This is a genomic window from Acidiplasma sp., from assembly GCF_038728925.1.
In the GTDB taxonomy this organism is placed as follows: domain Archaea; phylum Thermoplasmatota; class Thermoplasmata; order Thermoplasmatales; family Thermoplasmataceae; genus Acidiplasma; species Acidiplasma aeolicum.
In genome coordinates this window covers 28,711-51,018 of record NZ_JAVYSZ010000009.1, presented here as the reverse complement: position 1 = coordinate 51,018, position 22,308 = coordinate 28,711, and the positions used below count along the sequence as shown (strand labels likewise).

General features: G+C 33.1%; 18 protein-coding genes. 10 read left to right on the top strand and 8 right to left on the bottom strand.

What is annotated here, in order from left to right; genetic code table 11:
* Positions 1–43 precede the first annotated feature (43 nt).
* From QXW15_RS04950 to QXW15_RS04935, 4 genes are read left to right on the top strand one after another with little or no spacing between them, the layout of a single operon-like run.
* The gene (locus QXW15_RS04950) at positions 44–1,420 is read left to right on the top strand and encodes a glutamate decarboxylase (protein WP_342790061.1); all 1,377 of its coding nucleotides are present in this window, start codon (positions 44–46) and stop codon (positions 1,418–1,420) included.
* A gap of 60 nt (positions 1,421–1,480) precedes the next feature.
* Positions 1,481–2,587 (top strand): glycosyltransferase family 4 protein, encoded by a 1,107-nt coding sequence (locus tag QXW15_RS04945; RefSeq protein WP_342790060.1) that lies wholly within the window; start codon positions 1,481–1,483, stop codon positions 2,585–2,587.
* Positions 2,588–2,615: 28 nt separating this feature from the next.
* Complete coding sequence (locus tag QXW15_RS04940) at positions 2,616–3,539, top strand: glycosyltransferase family 2 protein (protein ID WP_342790059.1); 924 nt, start codon at positions 2,616–2,618, stop codon at positions 3,537–3,539.
* Between the two features lie 35 nt (positions 3,540–3,574).
* Complete coding sequence (locus QXW15_RS04935) at positions 3,575–4,690, top strand: glycosyltransferase (protein WP_342790057.1); 1,116 nt, start codon at positions 3,575–3,577, stop codon at positions 4,688–4,690.
* Here QXW15_RS04935 and QXW15_RS04930 read toward each other — a convergent pair.
* Together QXW15_RS04930 and QXW15_RS04925 are read right to left on the bottom strand one after the other, a co-directional pair.
* Positions 4,675–5,598, bottom strand: a complete 924-nt coding sequence (locus QXW15_RS04930) for a hypothetical protein (protein ID WP_342790055.1) — start codon at positions 5,596–5,598, stop codon at positions 4,675–4,677. The two genes, QXW15_RS04935 and QXW15_RS04930, sit on opposite strands and share 16 nt — an antisense overlap.
* A 425-nt stretch (positions 5,599–6,023) precedes the next feature.
* Complete coding sequence (locus QXW15_RS04925) at positions 6,024–7,406, bottom strand: MFS transporter (RefSeq protein WP_342790054.1); 1,383 nt, start codon at positions 7,404–7,406, stop codon at positions 6,024–6,026.
* Positions 7,407–7,612: 206 nt separating this feature from the next.
* Here QXW15_RS04925 and QXW15_RS04920 point away from each other — a divergent pair, with 206 nt between their 5' ends.
* From QXW15_RS04920 to QXW15_RS04900, 5 genes are all read left to right on the top strand, one after another.
* A complete protein-coding gene (locus tag QXW15_RS04920) occupies positions 7,613–8,629 on the top strand; it encodes an alcohol dehydrogenase catalytic domain-containing protein (RefSeq protein ID WP_169749781.1) in 1,017 nt (338 codons plus the stop codon).
* Between the two features lie 66 nt (positions 8,630–8,695).
* Entirely contained in the window at positions 8,696–10,048 is a 1,353-nt protein-coding gene (locus tag QXW15_RS04915) for a xylulokinase (protein ID WP_052656710.1), read from the top strand.
* Between the two features lie 74 nt (positions 10,049–10,122).
* Complete coding sequence (locus QXW15_RS04910; protein ID WP_048101291.1) at positions 10,123–10,800, top strand: transaldolase family protein; 678 nt, start codon at positions 10,123–10,125, stop codon at positions 10,798–10,800.
* A gap of 101 nt (positions 10,801–10,901) precedes the next feature.
* Positions 10,902–11,090, top strand: a complete 189-nt coding sequence (locus QXW15_RS04905) for a hypothetical protein (RefSeq protein WP_048101290.1) — start codon at positions 10,902–10,904, stop codon at positions 11,088–11,090.
* Between the two features lie 52 nt (positions 11,091–11,142).
* Positions 11,143–12,498, top strand: a complete 1,356-nt coding sequence (locus QXW15_RS04900; protein ID WP_342790052.1) for a dihydrolipoyl dehydrogenase — start codon at positions 11,143–11,145, stop codon at positions 12,496–12,498.
* Here the strand turns inward: QXW15_RS04900 and QXW15_RS04895 are convergent.
* The 6 genes from QXW15_RS04895 to QXW15_RS04870 all read right to left on the bottom strand — a co-directional run bounded on the left by QXW15_RS04895 (position 12,495) and on the right by QXW15_RS04870 (position 20,778).
* Positions 12,495–13,847, bottom strand: a complete 1,353-nt coding sequence (locus QXW15_RS04895; RefSeq protein WP_342790051.1) for a hypothetical protein — start codon at positions 13,845–13,847, stop codon at positions 12,495–12,497. The two genes, QXW15_RS04900 and QXW15_RS04895, sit on opposite strands and share 4 nt — an antisense overlap.
* Positions 13,834–15,522: a maltose alpha-D-glucosyltransferase gene (treS, locus tag QXW15_RS04890; RefSeq protein WP_054963950.1), complete on the bottom strand. Its 1,689-nt coding sequence runs from the start codon at positions 15,520–15,522 to the stop codon at positions 13,834–13,836. Before treS ends, QXW15_RS04895 begins: the two co-directional genes overlap by 14 nt.
* Complete coding sequence (locus tag QXW15_RS04885) at positions 15,516–17,438, bottom strand: alpha-1,4-glucan--maltose-1-phosphate maltosyltransferase (RefSeq protein ID WP_342790049.1); 1,923 nt, start codon at positions 17,436–17,438, stop codon at positions 15,516–15,518. Before QXW15_RS04885 ends, treS begins: the two co-directional genes overlap by 7 nt.
* Positions 17,435–19,543 carry a 1,4-alpha-glucan branching protein GlgB gene (gene glgB / locus QXW15_RS04880; RefSeq protein WP_055032580.1) on the bottom strand — a complete coding sequence of 703 codons (2,109 nt, stop codon included), beginning with the start codon at positions 19,541–19,543 and terminating at the stop codon, positions 17,435–17,437. The genes QXW15_RS04885 and glgB overlap by 4 nt, the downstream gene beginning before the upstream one ends.
* A gap of 93 nt (positions 19,544–19,636) precedes the next feature.
* Positions 19,637–20,284, bottom strand: coding sequence for a helix-turn-helix domain-containing protein (locus tag QXW15_RS04875; RefSeq protein ID WP_342790048.1), 648 nt, complete (start codon positions 20,282–20,284; stop codon positions 19,637–19,639).
* A gap of 98 nt (positions 20,285–20,382) precedes the next feature.
* Positions 20,383–20,778 carry a cupin domain-containing protein gene (locus QXW15_RS04870; RefSeq protein WP_055032579.1) on the bottom strand — a complete coding sequence of 132 codons (396 nt, stop codon included), beginning with the start codon at positions 20,776–20,778 and terminating at the stop codon, positions 20,383–20,385.
* A gap of 95 nt (positions 20,779–20,873) precedes the next feature.
* Here QXW15_RS04870 and QXW15_RS04865 point away from each other — a divergent pair, with 95 nt between their 5' ends.
* The gene (locus tag QXW15_RS04865) at positions 20,874–22,262 is read left to right on the top strand and encodes a hypothetical protein (RefSeq protein WP_287954358.1); all 1,389 of its coding nucleotides are present in this window, start codon (positions 20,874–20,876) and stop codon (positions 22,260–22,262) included.
* Positions 22,263–22,308 lie beyond the last annotated feature (46 nt).

Genomic DNA, 22,308 nt, shown 5'->3' with positions numbered 1-22,308 from the left:
TTATATTTAATATATTTAAATAGTATGTCAATATCTTAAATCCATGGTCAGCGTTAAAAAAGATTCAGAAAAAAAGGTTTATGGAACATACAGCAACCGGTATTTTGATTCGCCGGTGCCGGAAAATAAATTTCCAGAAAATGGAATGCCTTCCCAGGCAGCATATGAAATGATTCATCAGGAACTAAACCTTGATGGAATACCGGAGCTCAACCTTGCCACATTTGTTACAACCTATATGGAACCGGAAGCGGATAAACTTTACATGGAAAATGCCCACAAGAATTTTATTGATTCCTTTGAATACCCGCAGATAAAAAAGGAGGAAAATAGAATAGTTAACATACTTGCCAGGCTCTATAATGCACCGGAGGAAGAGGAATTTACAGGGACATCAACAATAGGATCATCAGAGGCCATAATGCTGGCACTTCTGGCGCATAAATGGAACTGGAAGCAAAGAATGAAATCAAGAAATAAGGATTATTCAAGGCCCAATATTGTGTTTGGTGCCGATACACATGTTGTATGGGACAAATTTGCAAAATACTTTGACGTTGAACCAAGGGTAATCCCTGTTGATAAAGAAACCATGGTATCAGACCCTGCAGAATTAATTAAAAATATTGATGAAAATACCATGGCTGTTGGTGCTGTACTTGGCACAACATTTACCGGTGCATTTGACAATGTTTTTTTATTAAATAAAATGCTTAACGAGTATGAGGAAAAAACAGGAAATTTTATACCATTGCATGTTGATGCTGCCAGCGCAGGATTTATAACACCCTTTATTGAGCCCGATCTTCTATGGGATTTCAGGTTAAACCATGTGGCATCAATAAACGTTTCAGGACATAAATTTGGACTTGTATATCCGGGACTTGGCTGGCTTATTTTCAGGGATAAAAAGTATCTCCCAGAAGACCTTATATTTTATGTTAATTATCTGGGAAATGAGATGCCAACCTACACCTTAAATTTCTCCAGGAGTGCATCAAACATTGCCGCACAGTATTATAATATATTAAGAATGGGAAGATCAGGATACAAAAAAATTGCAGAAAATATGATGGGAAATGCACGATATCTGGCAAATGAGATTAAAAAAATGGATAACTTTGAACTTGTAAGCTCTGCAGAGCATATACCGGTAATAACCTTCAAACAGAAACATGAGGATTCTTTTAATCTTTTTGACCTTTCATCGGAGCTAAGGAAATTCGGATGGATAATACCTGCATATTCACTTCCGGAAAACGCCAGTGACACTGTTTTGATGAGAATAGTTGTTAGGGAAAGTTTTTCAAGGGATATGGCCGACTTATTAATAAACCACATCAGGCAGGCAGTAAATAATATTGGTAAAAGGCAAAAATTTGAAATTAGATCCCCAAGAAAGGGGCATGCTGTTACGTAAAAATATTATAATAATATATTAAAATATATTAAATAAATAATACCGTCATGGTGTCATCCAATGAGAATACTTGAAATTGCATACAAACCCCCAGAACTTGGAGGCGGAGTTGAGAGATTTGTAAATGGGCTTTCCAGATATTTAATTTTAAATGGTAATGATGTACATATAATGATTTCCGGGGCGGAAAATAAGATATATATAAAGAATAATATTAAATTCATTCAGATTAAGGTTAAATTTCCTTATTTTAAAAAACTCATTTATAATATAAAACTTTATTTTTATGTTAAAAAAAATAGGAATAAATATGATATTGCTCATATTAACGGTGACAATGGATGCTTTGCCTCCAGAATTGGTGGTTTAAATAAAATTATGACCCTGCACGGTACATCATTATTTTCTGCGGGTGTAAAGCAAAATTTTACCAAAATATCCATAATTAGGTGGGGTTTAATGCACCCTAATTTATTTTTTTCATATCTAATGGAGAGGTATTCAGTCAGGCATTGCAGCACTATTATAACAGTATCCGCAGGCCTTTTGGACACCTTAAAAAAAATATACTCCAAAAATGATATATCTGTGATTAATATTGGAATTAATACAGCTTATTTCAGGCCCGGAGATAGGGATGAAATTAGAAAGGAATTAAACATGGATGATAAATTAATCTATGCCCTCTGGGTTGGCATGTATCCAGAGAGAAAAAGGCTTAATTTTGCCATGGAATTAATAAAGAACTCAAAAAATATGCATCTCATATGCATAGGCAACACTGAAAAATACAGTGGAAATGATAGGATTCACCTTCTTGGGCATGTTCCAGATGATACGCTATTAAAATATTATCAGGCCTGTGATTTACTTTTATTGCCATCTGTTTCAGAGGCTTTTAGCCTGACCATCGTCGAGGGGATGGCATGCGGTCTTGTTCCCGTGACGGGTAAAAACGTTTACATGCCCGGTCTTAAGAATAATATAAATTCGTTCATTGCCGGTACAGATGATGATTATAAAGATATAATAACGAAGATTGAAGATAAACCTGATATATTAATTAAAATGTCTGAAAATGCTATTAAAACGGCATATGAATATTCAGATGAGAAAACATATTCCAGATACCTGGATGTAATGCAAAAAATAGTATATAAAAAATAATTTATACAGAATTCTTATAGCATTTTTAATGGAATCAGATTTTATCTCTGTTATAATACCGTCATATAAACCAAATAATCTTGTATATAAGGCCATAGAAAGTGCATTAAACCAGTCTCTGGGCAGGAATTTTTATGAAATAATTGTAGTTTTAAATTATGAGGATCAAAAAATTTCAGAAATGGAAAATGAGCATTTAATAAAAATTTTGCATGTAAATGATCTTTCCCTATCCTCAAAGTATATTGCTGCACTGAGGATCAGCCATGGAAATATTTTATCATTTCTGGATTATGATGATCTTTTTTACAGCAATAAACTCGAGTATGTATATAATAGCTTTAAAAATAATAAAAATCTGGTTTACTTTCATAATAGATGCACATTTATCAATGATGAGGGGAATAGCATTGATGAATATTATTACAGCCCTGATTTTAATTTATCATCAATTTCCATTAAAAAAGATATAATAAATATAGAATATCTATCAAAGGTAAGGGCCCTGTATGATACCTTTTTTTATTATATATCCCTTGACTCCGGTGGTGAAATAGAACTCAGCCGTGAATTTTTAACATATTATAGATTCCATGAAAGTACCAGCAATACAAATTTGCGTGGAATAGATAGATGGAAAATAAAAATGGAAACATATTTAAGATACCTGAATTCACTGGAAACCATGTATAAATTTTTAAAAACCAAAAAGTCCCGGATGCTTGCCAGGGATTATATAATATCATTAAAAATAGAATTAAACATGCTTTCAGGGTTATTAAACTCAGGAATAAAATACGATCTGAACTATGATGATGTCCTTCACTGGCTTTCTGTGGCAAGCTATAAGGGAAACAGATTTCATTATCCATTTAAATTCATAAAAATATTTCAGTATAAACTTCCATTAAAATACAATAGAAAGGTTGAGGATTATCTTTTAAAGATATAGGAAGATATTTATAATGAACAATTGCATTCCATCTTATGGCCATGCCTAAAATTTTACAGATATGCCACGGGCAGATCATACCTGAATACATTAGTGCATATTCATTAAGATGCCATAACCTTCTTAAAAATTATGAAAATAGGCTTTTGGTTTCTGCTGGCGGACCTGTGCTGGTTGATAAAAATATGGGTAATTCCAGGCAGTACAGGTCAGTTTTAATTATGATCATGTCCTATTTAAAGGGAAACCGGGCATTTGAAGTTTTCCTCTCCATGGGCAAATATTTACGTAAAAAATATGTCCATGAGGTTATAAAGGAAATTAAAAAAAGTGATATTATAATATTTGAGGGGCCCTGGCAGTATCAACTCTTCAGGCCATACCTAAAAGATAAATTTATAATATACGATGCACACAACTATGAAACGGGGCTCAGATCTGGCAACCCCTATGAAAATTATGTCTCCAAAATAGAACAGGAATTGTTAAAAAATGCACATATGATATTATCACTTTCAGTAAATGATATAATGGAGTTCAAAAAAATTATAGATGAGTCCAAAATATTCTATATACCACTGCTAACTGAAAATAAAAATATAGAATGGAATGGTATGGAAACAAATAATATAGTATTTATCGGATCCCTGTACCAGGCCAATATAGATGCTGTCAGGCATATTTTAGAAATGTCCGCAAAACTTCCTGAATTTAATTTTATTATAATAGGAAATGTAAAAAATTATAAATTTAAGGAGTCACAAAAAAATGTGAAATTCCTTGGAGTAATAGATGATGCCAAAAAGGATATGGTGTTAAGGTCAGCATGCATGGCTGTTAATCCTGTGATGGAGGGCAGTGGAAGAAATTTAAAGGTCCTTGATTATCTTTCATATGGCATACCGGTGGTATCAACAAAAATTGGCTTAAGAAGCTATGAGGAATATAATACTGATAATAACATAATCATAGGAGATATACAGGAATTTCCAGAAAAAATAAGATATTTATGTAAAAATAGAGAATTACTAAGGATACAGTCATTTAAAAGCCTTGAGATGTACAAAAAAATTATAAAATCTGAGGGAAATATAAATCCAGCTAAAATAATTTTAAATGAATATAAAAAATTAAATCATGATATTAATTGATCGTTCAATAAAAAATCCTCGAAATTATATTCATCACTATTTTTATTTTTTATGGCCTTTAATTTTATTATTTCATTATCTAGAAATAATTTTATCTGTATTTTATTATTTTTATAATATAGAATTAATGGAAATTCCTCTGTGTATTTAAATTTAGCCCCAGGATAAATACTTAAAAGATGCCTGAAAGCCTCGTTGTATGCAAGCCTTACAATATCAGATTCTGGATTGTTTAATGTAAAACAGTTGTCTGATGTAAATATTTTAAAATAATTTCTATTTTCACCTGATTTAACTGTATATATTAATCCAGAATCTATTAAAGCGTTAAGGATTTGATTCAATTCATTTTTATTAAGTGCAAATCTATGCATTAATGATTGCATATTTAATTCCATTGCAGGGTTCTCAAGAAGGAATTTAGAGACATTAAAAAGCCTGTGCTTATTTATGCAGTACTTTATGGATAATCTGCCGATTATTTCATTGAGAAACATCATGGGATTTATGTCATCGTGAATATAAAAATCAATAAAACCGCCATGCCTTAGGTAATAGATTAAATCTTTTTTGAATCTTTCATTAACAGTTTTGTAATCCATTGGGGTATCAAAAACATCCAGGTGCCTTTCATGTAAATTGATTTTATTTTTTAAATCCAGAATTGTACAGCTATAACCTGAACGCAGTACGGATATGCCAGCTAGGGATGGTTTAACCATTATATGTTCTCCATCATGGACCTGCAAATAGGCTGGAATGCTGTGATTATACCTTCCAAATTCTGCTATGTAAACTTTTTCCTGAAATGCGGGCAAATTCTTTATTAGAAATTTTAAATCGGATTTATATGGAAAATCTTTATTAGATGCAGATTTAATTTGCACACATTTTATACCTTCAAGCATAGTTATTCTTTTATTATTTTATGGCTTATTAATTTTTCTGTAACATTAAGCCTGCTGTCGTATATCTTTTATATGTTAATATTAAAAATACATAAGGTTTAGCAGATTTTAATATATGTTTTGCATACATTATCGCTAAAAGTTATTGATATATTAATAAGGCATTGAAAGATAAGAATTACAGTAAAGAAAAATGTCCTATGAGATTCTAGGCATAATAATATTGTTTTAGCCAAAAAAGAATTATTCAAAATAGCTGTATTTTTTATACAATATTTATATATTTTTAGATTTTTATAAGTTTAAACCATCCATAATGAATGCAAAAAGTAGGTACCCTAAATAAATACACAAAATATTATACACGGGCATGACCATAAACAGTATTAATACTGGAACCTGGTAAATAAAGTAAATAAAAAAATTTATTCTTCTTCCACATCTTTGAACGTGTATGCCTCCTCATTTTCGTTTATTGTCTCATCCTCTATATATTCAAGAGATTTATCCTTTGTTTCTATTGCAAGTATGTAAAGTATTATACCTGCTATTACCGGCATTATTGTATCGAAAAGCACCGAATTAATCGGGCCCAAAAAGGCATATAGTGCAAAGGCACCAGCCGCTGTTGGGAACTCCCATAATTTGTCCCATCCCATTGATAATCCTCTGTTTCTTGTACCTCCAAGTTCGGCAGCAGGAACATATTGAAGGGTACCTATTGTTCCAACGTTAATAAAATAAAATATCGCAAACATTGACATTATAAGTGGAAGGGTGGCAAAATGAAGTGTAAATGCCACATACATTATTCCCATGGGTATGGAGCTTAATATAAATCCAGCGACGCCAATGTTTTTTCTTCCGATTTTATCTACTGTGATCATAACAATAAAGGTTCCTAAGAGTCCAAGGGCTGCACTTATAACAGAACCAAGTAATGATAAGGTGGATGTCGCGCCAAGATCACTAAGAAATTTTGGTTCATAAACAGAAACCAGGTTAATGGTCATTGAATAGGCTGTTCCAAGCCAGAATATGTAAATTAATGCCCTGGCATTTGGCCTTGAAAAGAATTTCTTTATATTATCCTTTATGGATGTCTCCTCGCCAAGGTCATTCTTATCGACGTTTACCTTTATTCCGTAATTATTGAGCCTCTTTTTAATACTTTTAACACGCTCTTCTTTTCCATTTTCCACTGCCCATCTTAAGCTTTCTGGCATTGATTTTCTCAGGAAGAATAATATAAATACTGGTATGGCAGCAGTTATAAATATGTATCTCCATGCAAGATAAACACCAACAAGTACTGTTAATGCAAGGCCCTCGCCTATTGCCAGTAAGGCTCCAAGTGTGAAAAAGAATTTTTGAAATGATAACTGCTTTCCACGATCTTTTATGGGTGAGTATTCAGATATTAACGGTAGGGCAGCAACATAGTCTATGCCTATAAAGAAACCCAGTAAAAGCCTGGAGAAAAAGAAGAATGTGCCTGAAAATGATATGGCACTGATCAGTGCAAATACGCCCATGCCTATTGTATCATATACAAACAGTGTTTTTCTGCCTATTTTATCAGAAAATATGCCACCTATCATTCCTCCGGCGCCAACACCTATCCAGTATGATGCAAGTATTAGTGAAGACATGATTGCTGATAGATGGAATAAAACTGCAATTGCCAGTAATGCCGTTGATGCACCAAATTCATTGAAACCATCTGTAAAAGGACCAACTGCAGCCAGTACTGAAAGTTTTTTCTGGAACTTATCCGTAACTCTATCATCCAAAAACTGGTAATCCATAAATATATAATAAATCATCATATAAAAAATTTATTAATTAATACTCAAAAAATTATATAATCTAGAGATATTATAGAAGTTAACTGAAATTATATTTAAAGATTTATTTAATTTTTTTATTTCAATATATCGTAAAATTTATATGAAAATCCTTAAAACTCACAATATATAATAATAAAATTTTAATTTAATTCATGGAATTATCCATGAATTTTTCTGTAGAAAAATATTTAATAAATATAAAAAAATATAAAATAATGAGGGCGGCAATACTGGAGTCCCAAAAAAATTTAAAAATCAGGGATATAAAGAACCCGGATTATGTACCGGATGGATATGTAAAGATAAGGGTAAAATCAGTGGGTATCTGTGGTTCTGATGTTCATTATTATTCCAGTGGAAGGATTGGTGATTTTATTTTAAAATCCCCAATGATACTTGGCCATGAAACTGGAGGAATAGCAGAATCTGATGGTGATAATATTAAACGTGGTGATGTTGTTGCCATAGAACCCGGAATACCATGCGGGAAATGCATTTATTGCAGATCTGGAAGATACAATCTATGTTCCGATATTAAATTCTTTGCCACACCTCCGGTTGATGGTTCAATGAGGGAATATATTGTTCATCCTGAGGGCTTTGTTTATAATGCTAAAGGGCTTTCAACCTCAGAGGCAAGCCTTGCAGAGCCAATGTCTGTTGGTGTTTACGCAGTAAGAAAGTCCCTTATAGGACCCGGTGATTCTGTACTCATTACAGGATCCGGTTCCGTTGGTATATTGACTGCATTTGTTGCGGAATCAAGTGGTGCCAGTGTAACATTAAGTGATGTGGATCCAAAAAAGATGGATTATGCCAGTAAATGTGGCTTTAATGCCTATTTGAATGATAAAATTAGGGACAAATTTGATGCTGTTTTTGAATGCAGTGGATTTGCCTCAGAATTTGCCCTTGAACATGTAAAAAGGGGCGGTGACATTTTTCTGATTGGAATGGGTAATGAAGATGGCCTAAACAATTTAAAAATAACATCAAATGAGATCACTGTTCATGGGATTTTTAGATACAGGAATACATTTGAAACTGCCATTAGCATAATAAAAAAATACCGTGAAAGGATGAAACCTCTTACAGAAAAACACATAGGCCTGGAACAGCTTCCTGATTACCTTGAAAACGGTGAGTATGCAAAATATATTAAAACTATAGTTGATTTATAGATTCATTAAATTTTTAAACCAGATTTATTAAATAAGTTTATATAAAAAAATATATTAAATTCATAAATGTCTTATCTCGGCATAGATGTGGGTACAAATGCAATAAAGGCAGTTATGATTGACAGTTCAGGAAACATAATTTTTGAAAAATCAATAGATTATAAGATTTATTTTAATAATTGTTATGCAGAGGAAAACCCATATGACTGGATAAACGGATTTAAAAAAATCATGGAATCACTGCCTGAAAGGCCAGAATCAATGGCCTTTACAGGCCAGATGCACACATTTGTAATAACAGACGACTACGAAAAGCCAGTGAGAAATGCCATTTTATGGTCAGATTTCCGAGGATATAAATACTCACAATTTCTTATCAAAAAATATGGGTTAAAAAATTTAATTAATGAAACTGGAAATTACCCACTCTCAAATTTCAGCCTGCTTAAACTTTTATGGATAAAATATAATGAAAAACAAAATTTTAAAAAGATGAAAAATGCATTTATAGCAAAGGATTTTGTTAAATATTATTTAACAGGGAAAAAATCCATAGATGTAACTGATGCATCAGGCACATATCTTTTAAATGTTAAAAAAAGATCATGGACCCGGATATTTGAACATTTAGACATATATCCAGAAATATTCGGGGATTTAAATGAATCATACGATACTGATTCATATTATGATGGAATAGAAATAAGGGCCGGTGCAGGTGATCAGGAGGCATCTGCCATAGGGATGGGGCTTGGACCAAATGACCTCGGTATAACACTTGGCACATCCGGTGTCGTTTTTAAGCTTTTAAAGGAATATAAAATTCCCAAAAATAATTCACTGCATTTATTCTGCCATGCACAAAAAAATAAATGGCATTTAATGGGTGTAACACAGTCAGGTGCATTATCATTAAAATGGATAAATAGCATTTTAAATTTAGGTTATAAGGAATCAGAGAAACTCGCCATGTCTTCAGACCCTGGAAGCAATGGCATTCTATTTTTTCCATACCTTAACGGTGAGAGATCACCATTTAATTCAAGCACCGTTCGTGCATCATTCTCCGGCATTAGTTCAGGCAGCAGCAGAAATGACATAATAAGGTCTGTAATGGAGGGCATAGCATTTAATTTAAAACATGTATATAAAGAGATGAATCAGGGGGCAGAAAAAATAGTAATATCCGGTGGTGGTGCAGAAAGCAAACTGCTGGTTCAAATAATATCAGATGTTTTCAATAAAACTGTTTATTTAGGCAATGTGAACAGCACAGCATACGGCGCTGCCCTAATATCAATGGGGCATGACGTTAAACAGGATTATCATGAAGTTTTTGAACCATCCCAAAATGCTGCATTGTACCAGGAACTATTTTTAAAATATTTAAGGTCTTCAAGCTTTATAAGAAAAATTTAGTTTAAATTCAATGAATTATTTATAAAAATATAATAAACACTTAAATATAAATTATGTATGTAAATTAGGTTACAATGAAAATATTTCTGGATTCAGCAAATATTGATGAAATAAATAATATAGCCCGTTACGGCATTCTGGATGGCATAACAACAAATCCGTCAATCTTATCTAAGGAAGTGGATGACAATAATGATACTGCGGGGATCATTAACAATATTATAAAACATGTTAATGGTGAGGTGCACATACAGGTAACATCAGATGAATACGACACCATTTTAAAACAGGCGATGAAAATACATTCTCTTGGACTTAATGTAATAGTTAAGATTCCAGTTACACAAAATGGGATGGCTGCAATGGCCTCATTAAGATCCAGGGGCATTAAAATTAACGCAACCACAATATTTACCCCTCTGCAGGCTTTGGCCGCAGCAAAAAATAATGCTGAATATTCAACTGTATATTTAAGCAGCATAGATGATTCAGGTAACAGTTCATATAAGGTTATTCAAACAATAAGAACCATGTTTAATAATTATAATATGAAAACAAAAATAATGGGGGCTGCAATTAAAAATCCAGTTCAGATTATCGAGTGCGGAATGGCAGGTGTTGACGCTGTTACAGCACCATATGGAGTATTAAAGCAGATGCTCGACCACCCGGAAACATTAATGAATGTTAACAGATTTATAAAGGACTGGAATTTAATACCCCAGAACAGTAAAACATTTTTTAACCAATGATTTGGATTCCAGCATTTTTAAAAGTATGAATGAAGTATATAAGATGTTTTTACTTTTTATAATAAAAAAACATTAAGTATTTTCATTATATTATAAAAATTATGGAAATAAATAATGTAAAAGTCTGCCCACATTGCAATATTGATATGCAATTAAAGAATGCTCCCTACCATCAAAATAATGAATATATAGGGGATTTTGAGGCGTATGTTTGCCCCAGCTGCCACAGGGTATATTACACATCCAAAGGATTTTCTGATATGGGAAGTGTATTAATGAGGAAAAAATAAATAAATTTAATTTTATGGTAAATGTTATTTATAGTTCTATTATATTTAAGTTATGGAACATTACGATGTAATTACAATAGGTGCTGGTGGGGCATGCTATCCTGCCGCCTTCAGGCTTGACCAGTCCGGTTACAGTGTGTTAATGGTCGACAAAAAGGGTGTCCTATCTGGAAACTGTCTTTCAGAGGGATGTGTCCCATCAAAAACAATCATTGAAAACGTGCACAATTACGCCAGAGTTAAAAAATTTTATAGCTTTAATATTGACTATGAAAAAATAATTGAAAGAAAGGATTCAGTTCAGAAAATAAGATATGCCAATCACGATCGTGAGATTAAAAATTCAGGAGTTACGCTTTTAAAGGGCGCAGCGTCCATTGTTGACGAACATACAGTAAAGGTTAATGCTGATGGCGTGGAAAAGCTTTACAGTGCAGACTATATAATAATAGGCACTGGAACAGATACATTTGTTCCAGACATACCAGGAAAGGAATATGCATATGTAAGTGGTGATATATTCAGAATAAATCCAAGTTTTAGAAAAATTCCCGATTCTGTTGTTATAATAGGTGGCGGATACATTGGCCTTGAAACAGCATCATTTTTATCAATCCTTGGTTCCAGGGTAAAACTGGTTGAGGTAAAGGACAGAATTCTTATAGATATGGATAAGGAAATTATTGATAAGCTCTATCCCCTGCTGCCGGAGATGGATGTTTATTTTAATAATGAGGTTAAATCAATAGAAAAGGTCAATGAAAGGTATAAGGTTAATTTGTTACAGGATAATGGTAACAGGGAGAGCATTTATGCTGATGCGGTAATAATGGCAACAGGTCGTGAACCTGTTTTCCCGGATGGACTTGATAAAATTGGAATAGTATATGATAGACATGGCATAAAGGTAAATTCTGGAATGCAGACGAATATAAAAAATATTTATGCCACAGGGGATGTGAATGGCATTACACCGTTATTCCATGCGGCAAAACGCCAGAGCCTGGTTGCGGCCCATAATATAATGTCTGATGGAAAATTAACTGATTACTATGACCCATTAAGTGTGCCGTATACATTATATACCATACCACAGATGTCCTATGTTGGCATTACACCTGAATATGCCATAAGAAATAATATTGAATACACAGAGGTTAAATATGATCTGAAGGAGGATACACTTGCCGAGGCCTTTGATGAAATGTACGGAGAAATAACATTGCTTGTTGACAAACGTATGAAAATTATAGGTGGTTATGCAATAGGAAACGATGCAGGGAACGTCATTAATGAAATAGCACTTGCAGTTAAAAATGGCCTTACAGCAAGGGATTTTGCAGAGATGGCACACCAGCACCCAATGACGTTTGAGGGGCTTGATACCGCTGCGAGAAAACTATTTTAAAGACATAACTTTTTATAAATTCTTTTAATTTCATTTAACGGTATGCCTATCCATGATGGCCTGTTTTTAATTTCATATAATAGTTCATATGAGGCTTTTTGAAGCAAAAAGAGGTCAATGGAGTTAAATAAATACTCTGGCATAATACCGATACTGCATATCACATTTTTATATGCATTTAGGAATTTTACTGAAACATTATCTAATATATCATTTATATCATCGGGCCTGATGCATGATGATGAATAAATAAGGTAGCTCAATGATCTGAGCATGCCCGCAACATCTCTCAGGGGTATCTGCCTTACGGATCTTTCTGAAAGTTTTCTAAGGGGTTCTCCCTCAAAATCAATAACATAGTACTTTTCTGAATATATTATCTGGCCCAGATGATAATCACCATGTATCCTTATCTTATATATACCGGTGTAATCGAGACTTTTTATCATAATATTTAATTTATTTTTTAAACTTTCTATAATGCTATCTTCTATAAGTCCAGATTCTCTCAGATTATTAATTGTTTCTTCCATAACAGAATAAAAATCATCCATGGTGGCCAGAACCGGAATAAAATCCTCCTCACCTGAATAAAAAAGTACCCTGTGCATCCTTCCTGTTAATGTTCCAAGGTCACCTGCCATTCCAGTTAAAAAACCTTTTATTTTTTTCTCCAGTTCACTGTAATCTGAGGCCTCACTGCATATAGATGATATTTTTTTATTTGAATATGACCATAAATCTATTGAATTATAAATATATTCTGATATATTTATTAAGTAAATATTCCCGGAACGTGATGTGTAAACGGCATATCCCATGGGTGCAGGCACATTATCAAATCCATTTTTTATCAATACAACAGACATTCTTATATCAGGGTTCTCACCATACTGAAGAAATCTGTAATTTTTGCAGATTATATTTCCCATGATGAATGAACTGTTACTCTGTTCTGCCTTTATTGTCGCAAAATTGTTAGAATTGTTAAAATTGAAAAACTGTGTTTTTATGAATCCTAAAATGCCATTTTTTCCCTTTAATTCAGTTTCAGACATGAATAGCCTTAAAATGGCATCTGCATAATCTTTGGAATAAAATGCATCATAAATTTTATTGTTATCCTGGCAGGAAATTAAAATTTCTCCGGAGCCTATGCTAACAGGGAAATAATAAAGATAACTGCCCATATTTGTCTGGAATTTTAATATCAAAAGTAGAAAATTATCAACATTAAATGAATCATAAACACTTACACCTGTAATTTCATCATTTTTATTTGAAAACCACCTCCGTGATTTTATGTAATTTATTACCTCATTATTTAAGATTGATTCAGGATTGATCATAATCATCCACCAGGTCAAATGAATCGTCGCGTTCGGGCACTATTAAATTAAACCAGAAAAATGACCTTGGGGTCATTGTGATGAAATAATTTAGGTCACCTATTCTTGGAAATGCTGCCTTTGTTATGGCCTCTATTGGCTTCAATCCTGCATATTCATGCAAATCTAGTTCAACATAGGTTGGACTTCTGGAGAGGTTAAAAAGGCATAGCATTCTCTGGTTTTCATATTCCCTTATATAAACAAGAACCCTTTTGTTTTTCTGATTTATAAATTTGATTGACCCCCTGCCAAGAAGTTCCTTGTAATCCTTTCTTATATTGATTATTTTGATCATCCATTTTAATAACGATGAATTCAGCCGCATCTCGGCCTCAACATTTACGCTCTCATAATTATAATTTGGATTTGTAATGACGGGTGAGTAAAGTTCCTCGGAATCTGCGGTTGAGAATCCAGCATTTCTATCATATGACCACTGCATGGGCGTCCTTACACCGTTTCTGTCACCCAAATAAATATTATCACCCATGCCTATCTCATCACCGTAATATATAATTGGCGTTCCAGGCAGTGAGAATATTAATGCATTAAGGAGTTCTATTGTATTTATATCATTATCCACAAGGGGTGCAAGCCTGCGCCTGATTCCAAGATTAAGCCTCATTTTTGGCAGCTTGGCATATTCCCTGAACATTATATCCCTTTCGGCATCAGTAACCATTTCGAGTGTGAGCTCATCATGGTTCCTTAAAAACGTGCACCAGTCGCAGTTATCTGGAACCGGAAGCGTCTGGTTTATAATATCCTCTATCGGATAATAATCCCTTTTTGCAAGTGCAATAAAAATTCTTGGCATCAATGGAAAATTAAATGCCATATGGAATTCATCCCCATTGCCAAAATATGCCCTTGCATCCGTTGGCCACTGATTCGCCTCGGCCAAAAGTATTGTTCCAGGATATTCACTATCCATCATTTTTCTTATTTCCTTGAAGAAATTATGTGTTTCTGGAAGGTTTTCACAGTTGGTACCCTCACGCTTGAAAAGATATGGCACGGCATCCGCCCTGAAGCCATCCAGGCCAAGGTTCAGCCAGTACCTGATAATTTTTTTTACCTCCTCCCTTACCTCGGGATTATCATAATTAAGATCTGGCTGTGATGAATAAAATCTGTGGAAATAGTACTGTCCCGATTCCTGGTCATATGCCCAGTTGGATTTTTCAGTGTCTATGAATATTATTCTGGCCTCCTTGAATTTATCAGGAGTATCACTCCATATAAACCAGTTTCTTTTTGGGCTGTCCCTGCTTTTTCTGGCCTCCACAAACCATGGATGCTGGTCTGATACATGGTTTAAAACCAGATCGGCTATTACCCTTATATTCATTGAGTGCGCTGTTTCTATAAACTGTTTAAAATCATCTATGGTACCGTATTCTGGTAGGATTGAATAGTAATCTGATATATCATAACCATCATCCTTAAGGGGCGATTTATAGAAGGGTAAAAGCCACAAAGCGTCAACACCAAGGTTTTTAAGGTAACCAAGTTTCATTGTGAGCCCCCTAAAATCGCCAATTCCATCACCGTTGGAATCATAAAATGATTTTACAGGGACCTCATAGAATATGGCATCCCTGTACCATAGTTTATTGCCGTCATCTAGCATTTTATCACCATTATATGTGCCTGCCTTTTTCCAGGAATAAGCCGGACATAATTATATTCGCCATTCCACTTATATTTATTGTTGTTTAGGACATCAACTGCATCATAAATATAATTATTAATTTTAAGCGTCCCCAATGGAACCCTTACATAACCAGACTGTACATTATCAGTATCCATATTTAGTATCACAAGAACTATATTTTTAAAATCCTGAGAATATCGTGCATACGCCAGTATGGAATTATTCGTTGTTTCACAGAAATATATATTGCCATGTGTTTTTAACGCAGGATTTTCCTCCCTTATTATATTAAGCTTTGAAATTATATCTTTGATATTACCAGGAGAATCAAAATCTCTATGTTTTATTTCATATTTTTCAGAATTTAAATATTCTTCAGTATCCCCCAGATGATCATTTTCACATAATTCAAATCCTGAGTAAATGCCCCATAATGGCGATAGCGTTGATGCCAGAACCGCCCTTATGATAAATTCATTTCTTCCCTTCCATAGATCCTTTCCAAGAATATCCGGTGTATTGGTAAACAGCATTGGCCTGAAAAAGTAATTTAATGGTTCTGAATTTAATTCAGAAAAATAGGATGTAATTTCTTCAGGCGTAACGCGCCATGTAAAATATGTGTATGACATTGTAAATCCACGCTTTGAAAGCTCAAACATTAGGTTCTCCTTTGTAAATGCCTCGGCAAGAAAAACAACATCCGGATACCTTGACTTAATCTCATTTAAAAGCCATTCCCAGAAATCCAGTGGTTTTGTGTGCGGGTTATCTATTCTGAAAATTCTTATGCCATGGTTTATCCAGTATATAATAATATTTCTCATCTCATTCCATAGTGCCTTTTTATTTTTTATTTCAAAATTTAAAGGATAAATATCATAATATTTTTTTGGCGGATTTTCTGCATATCTTATGGAACCATCAAGCCTGTGGTAAAACCATTCAGGATGATCATGAACATATGGATGATCGGGCGAACACTGAAATGCAATGTCCATGGCTATTTTAATGCCGAGTTTTTCGGCTGATTTTACCAGGTCTTCAAAATCATCCATGGTACCAAGCTCGGGATTAATTGAATAATGGCCCCCTGAGGAATTGCCTATTGCCCATGGGCTTCCAGGGTCACCAGGGGATGCAGTTCTGGAACCGTTTTTTCCACGCCTGTTTGTTATCCCAATTGGATGTATTGGCGTTAAATATATTACATTAAAATTCATGGATTTTACATAGCCTAAATGATTAATTAAATCCCTAAGCGTTCCTGATCTGCCATCATTTCCAAGAGACCTTGGAAAGAGCTCATACCATGAGGCATAGCCACCATAAACTGGATCAGATATGAGCCCGAGATTTTTGCAGTAACCAGTTTTTTCAGGTTTTTTCTGATATTTTTTGACTATGGCAGAAAAATTTTGATCCTTAAGCATCTCTATTTTTTTATCCACATTTAATTTTTTAAATTCATTTATGCTTGACCTTAAAAATTTTTTATCATCCCCCTTTGAATTATTATAAGAATATCTTATAATTTCCATGATAACTTTTAGGTCCTCCTCCACATTTTCCCCTGCATTGTACCATGATTGTATATCCTTCAGGAGGCTGCCGTATGAATCCTTCCATGCCTCAATTGTATATTCATAGAAACCAATGCCATCCGTTTTAAATTTTGCAGTAAATATATCATTTGGATTTGAGTCCATTGGGATTATATTCCACCTTCTCTTACCCTTTTTCCTGTATTTTAATACAGCATATACAAGGTCATGCCCGCTCTTAAAAATCTCGGCACTGACATAAAAATCCTGTCCTTCTATTGTTTTTGCCGGATACCTTCCACAGTTAATTTCAGGCCTTACATTCTCTATTGCAATTGGAGCCGTCATAACGCATCATTCCTCAGATAAATGGCTGATAATGGTGGCAAATTTATCTCTATTGAATATTTTCTCCCATGCATTGAATAATTGCATGATTCTATATTTTTATTTATATGATTTGAACCGCCGTACCTTGATGAATCGCTATTAAAAATTTCTGTATATGTTCCAGGACTGTCAACACCTATTGCATAATTTTCCCTTTCAACAGGTGTAAAATTAAATATGCATACTATATTTCCCCTCATAAAACTGATCACGGTATTATTTACATCATTAAAATCAATCCATGAAAAGTTTTCATCTATATGGAGGTCGTCATATTCTTTATATAAACTGTTGAGGTCATTAATCAGGTTTAATAAACCCTCCTCAGGTTTTCCAATGGCATTCCACTGAAGCTGTGAATTTGAATCCCATTCATTCTTCTGTGCAAATTCATTTCCCATGAATAGTAATTTTTTGCCCGGATATGCAAACATATACGACATAAATAATCTAATATTGGATATTTTTAGGTTATAATCACCGGGCATCTTCTGATAAAGTGAACCCTTGCCATAAACAACCTCATCGTGTGATATTGGCAGTATAAACCTCTCACTGTATGCATACATTACTGTAAAGGTTAATTTCCCAATGTTATATTTCCTGTAAAGCGGGTCTGTATGAAAAAAATCCAGTGTATCATGCATCCATCCCATATTCCATTTGTAATCAAAGCCGATGCCAGACCTTGACGTTATTCCCTTATATGTGCTTGATTCCTCAGCAACTGTTATGACCCCATGATACTTTTCATGCACCGTTGAATTAAGCTCTGTTAATAGTGATACAGCCTCAAGGTTTATGTTTCCACCGTATATATTTGGAATCCATTCCCCTGGTTTTCTGGAGAAATCCAGATATATCATTGATGTTACCGCATCAACCCTAATGCCATCTATATGAAATTCATCAATCCAGTACATAATTGCAGAGATTAAAAATGACCTGACCTCATTTTTGCCAAAATCAAATATATTTGTTCCCCAGTCCGGGGTTCTTCCCTTTCTGGGATCTGCGTAATCATACAGGTGTGTGCCATCAAACATGTATAATCCATAATCATCATCCGGAAAATGTGCCGCAACAAAGTCAAGTATTACCCCAATGCCATTCCTGTGCAGTTCATTTATAAGGTATTTTAAATCCTCCGGCCTGCCGTATCTTGATGTGGGTGCATAATAATTAACCGCCTGATATCCCCAGGATATATCCAGCGGGTATTCAGTTAATGGCATAAATTCTACATAATTAAATCCGGTTTTTTTAAGATATTCAATCAGCATTGGTGCTATTTCCCTGTAACTGTAATATTTATCGCCATTTTTCCTCCAGGAACCAAGGTGCATTTCATAAATTGATACGGGATCATTGTACCCCAAAATATTTCTTTTATTTATCCATTCGCTGTCATTCCAGTTAAAATCATGGCCGATTACTATTGAGGATGTTCTTGGTCTCTTTTCAGTATAAAATGCATATGGGTCTGTTTTCATTTTAATCCCAAAACTGCTTGTATTTATTGCATATTTATAAACCTCATTTTCTGAAATACCTGGTATAAAAATAGACCATATGCCTGAGTCATTTATGTTAATCATTGGATGCATTCCGGGCGTCCAGTGGTTGAAATTTCCAACAACTGAAACTGAAAGGGCGGAGGGTGCCCAAACAGTGAAATTGCAGCCAGAAACCCCATCAATTTCAATTAAATGTGAACCAAAGGTCTTATATGATTCAAAAAGTTTGCCCTCCTTAAAAAGGTAAATATCATAATCAGATACTGCAGGCCTGAAGTTATATGGATCGTAATACTTATGCTCATAACCTGAACTGTCAGTATATGAAATCATATACTTATTAATCTTATCATTAAAATTGGCCTGAAATATTTTATTATCGGTCTCAATCATTTTATATTTTTTATCATTAATAATTACGTAGGCATTAACAGCTATTGGTAGATATGCCCTTATAACATAACTTCCATTCTCAAAGTGCATGCCAAGATGTTTTTCCGGATGGTTACATTTGACATTTTTCAGGCACTCATATATCCCAGACATGATAATTTAATATAATTATTTTATATATTAATTTAACCTGAGATATTTTTATGAATATTTTAAATGATAAATTTATATTAATTATACCGTCAATCAGTCCAGAATGGATTCAATTATCTTTTTTTCTGCATTTCTTATGTGGAATAAAACCGTTGGCTTTGAGAGTCCGTATTCATCTGCTATGTTTTGCAGGCTGTATGTTCTTGGCCATTCATAATATCCATTCTGAAGTGCTTCCTTTATAAGTTTTCTCTCCAGTGCGGTTATTTTTAATGTGTGAACCATAGAATATATCTTTTTTGAAATATCAAGGATGCCATCCCCTGATTTTAGATTTACGTAATCGTATTCTATTATTTTATTATGCGATTTTGATATTGAATTAAATATGCCTTCAATAGAATTTTTATCATATGTAACTATAAAATAATGTTCAAGACCTGTGAAAGAAAAAAAGGGGAAAATTGGCATGGCATCATTTTCAGCAATTGCATTCATGATGCCATGGCCCCTTTTATTCCCACTGAATGCTATAAAATTCTTTCCAGCAGTGAATTTAATTTTATTAAAATCTTTATGATATTTTTCCTTAAAATCATCATTTACTGCAAAGTATCCGAAAATAGAATTAAAATATTTACCTGTCTTTCCCACAAAGGATAGTATTATTTTTGAATCATTATTATATGTTGATTCAGAAAGGCTGCAGCTGCTTTTAGTCTTTACATTTATTAAATACATGTTTGTTTAAGTATTTAATAATATTTAAATTATGTGCATGGCTTAAATAAGATATATAATAATTTTAATAAAAATAATGTTCATTTAATATTTAATTTTTAAATAACATTATCCCTGCACTCATCATTTACAGGTATTATATCCATATTTTTTGTATAATTTATTACACAAATAAATTCTAAATCCTCACTGCCATTATTTATTAATTCATGTTTAAATCTGGAATCTATAAAAATAAAATCTCCAGATTTTAATTCCATTGAATCATTGTTAACGCAGGCAATGCACTTTCCCCTTATTATGTATAAACTTTCGTAATAATCATGGTAATGCATCTGTATTATACCATTTGGTTTTATAATAAATCTTCTCATGGCATAAGATTTTTCCTGCCTGTCCGTGATAAGCCACTGTATGTATGCATCCTTTGAATTGCCTATTTTTACCTCAGAGCTTTTAACATCATTTATATTTCCCCTATAATATCCATCCATATTATTATAATAAAATATTCATATAAAATGTTATTTTATTAAATATTCTAAATAATATGAGGAAATGTTTTTAATAAGTTAAACACTTTAAGTTTATGCAGCTTCTGCAGGGTGTTAAGGAGGCAATAATATCTGACAATATTAATCATAATATAACAAAAATACTGGAGGACAGTATAAAAAAGAAAACTTTTGATGTTCCGGATTACTTATATGTAACAGACCTGATAAATCCAGTCAATTCATATTATTCAAGAAAATACAAGGAAATCGAAATTGGCAATGACATATATTTAAGAATGAAGCTTGGTGAGGAATACCATTTCATGGCCAGGGGCTGGTTCGAGCAGATGGATGGTTTTTCGGGTTATGAAATACCTGTGAACGGCTCCCATCTTAATTTAAATGTTGTTGGCAGAATTGATTTTATGATAAATAATTCAGTTATTGAATTTAAGCTTAAAAGCAGGGAAAACATAGAAATTGAAGACCTTTATAAAGATTATTTATCCGACCTTGAGCAGCTGTTATTTTACTCAGTTTTAAATAAAAATTACAGTGACATAAACTATCTTGTTTTTTACTCGTCTGGAAATTTTTATGCCTATAAAATTCATATTAAAAACAGGGATAATATAATAAATGAGATGGTTTACAGAATTGATTTAATAAAGCGTGGCCTGTATAATGATGATATTTCAAATTTTCCAAGATGCACTTATTTTACGCATGGATGCCCTTTTCAGGAAAATAATGTCTGCAATTGCAGTAAATTAAAATTGAAGGATGATAAATGGATAATTAATTCAATTAATATATCAGAGGATGGGGAACTTGAGAATAGTTTAAATAATTATTCCATTGAGAATACAAGGCTGGATATAAGGAACATCGATTTAATATATCCAAGGAGATATTACCATAGGATAAGAAATGACAGGGAGATACAGGTAGAGAATAGATTAAAATCAACGTTTAATTATGATAAGAATAATATAAAATTTTTTATGATGGATGCCATAGAAACATCTGCACTTGCAATATCCTCACAGGAATATGCATTAAAAAATTCGGTAAATACACTTGGGCTATCAGGTTATGAAAAATATTTGATAAAAAACATTTACGATGAAACCTCAATTGTGCCATATATTCTAAAGATAAATAATTCTGTTTATACAAGCAATATACCTGATACATACTATTCAGAGCTTGCTGTAATATGCGCAAAAAGGAATATAAATTCTGGATTAATAATTATTGTCTACCCAAAACTTAACAATTCGGTAATTGTGCATGAGATCATATTTAATAATGAAAAACTTATAAATTTATGCCTTACTAAAATTGAGGATATAAAATCAGCTGTTAAAAATTCATATCCTTATAAACTTGACATGTGCCCGCAATTTACCATAAACTCGTGTAATATAGAAAACTGCAGCTGTAAAATGGAAATATACAAAAATTTAAAAAATAGCTAAATTTTTAATTTTTTTCTCAAAAATTACGGTAAATGTTTATATGTTT